General features: G+C 53.7%; 1 pseudogene. It reads right to left on the reverse strand.

What is annotated here, in order from left to right:
* Positions 1 to 1,295 (reverse strand): annotated as a pseudogene (locus CEK60_RS15310) (hypothetical protein); the annotation flags it as partial.

Raw genomic sequence — 1,295 nt, forward strand, 5'->3', positions numbered from 1 at the left:
GAAGTTGTCGCCTAGTTGGGTCTCACCTGCCACCGTGAGGTTTTCGGTGATATCGACGTTGTTGGTGGTAATGCCACCTTCATTGATAGTGGTGTTGTTGGCCACCGTCAGTTCTTCGGTGACGTTGACCGTGGTCGAGTCGACGCTTTCCAGGTTGGTCAGGTTTTTCGACAGCTGGACTTCAAGATCGCCTTCTGCGTTCTGAACCGTACGTAGGTTCTCGGCCGAGGCAGCATCTGCCGTCAGATCGGTCATGCCGCCAACGATGTTGAGCTGCTCACCCAGGTCTTTGTGGATCACAACACCGTCGTTACCCGCGAAGTTGAGGCCTTCGGCAACGAGGTCGTCGCCCAAACCATCGACATAGGTCTTGTTGGTGATGTGGTTGCCTTCGGTGATATCGCCATCGTAGGTGACATTGCCTTCGTTAGTTACGAAGAAGTTGTCGCCTAGTTGGGTCTCACCTGCCACCGTGAGGTTTTCGGTGATATCGACGTTGTTGGTGGTAATGCCACCTTCATTGATAGTGGTGTTGTTGGCCACCGTCAGTTCTTCGGTGACGTTGACCGTGGTCGAGTCGACGCTTTCCAGGTTGGTCAGGTTTTTCGACAGCTGGACTTCAAGATCGCCTTCTGCGTTCTGAACCGTACGTAGGTTCTCGGCCGAGGCAGCATCTGCCGTCAGATCGGTCATGCCGCCAACGATGTTGAGCTGCTCACCCAGGTCTTTGTGGATCACAACACCGTCGTTACCCGCGAAGTTGAGGCCTTCGGCAACGAGGTCGTCGCCCAAACCATCGACATAGGTCTTGTTGGTGATGTGGTCGCCTTCGGTGATGTCACCCTCATAGGTGACATTACCTTCATTGTTAACGAAGAAGTTGTCGCCCAGTTGGGTGGTGCCTTCCACCGTCAGGTTTTCATTAATGGTAGTGCTGCCACCAATGATAGTGTCACCTGCGATATTCGTATCGCCCGCGACGTTCAGGTTCTCAGTCACCTCCACATTCGTGAACTCGACATCATCCGCAGTTGCAACTTCAATGCTGTTACTTGTACGGGTAATCGCAATGTTCTTGCCTTCGCTAAAATCAGCGGTTTCACCGGGGGCGATATTTTCGCCAGTGGCTTCACCATTGGCCGTCAGATCCCAGCCTTTGTTGGCCACATCACTAACGTCGGTTAGCTGATCAACATTCACCGCATCCGTGCCGTTAACACCTGGCGCAACATTGGTGATGGTGGTGTTGCCCGCATCAATGCCCGTATTGGTGATGCTGGGACCACCCGCGATGG

Origin of the sequence: Halomonas sp. N3-2A (assembly GCF_002216165.1) — a bacterium.
Lineage (GTDB): Bacteria > Pseudomonadota > Gammaproteobacteria > Pseudomonadales > Halomonadaceae > Vreelandella.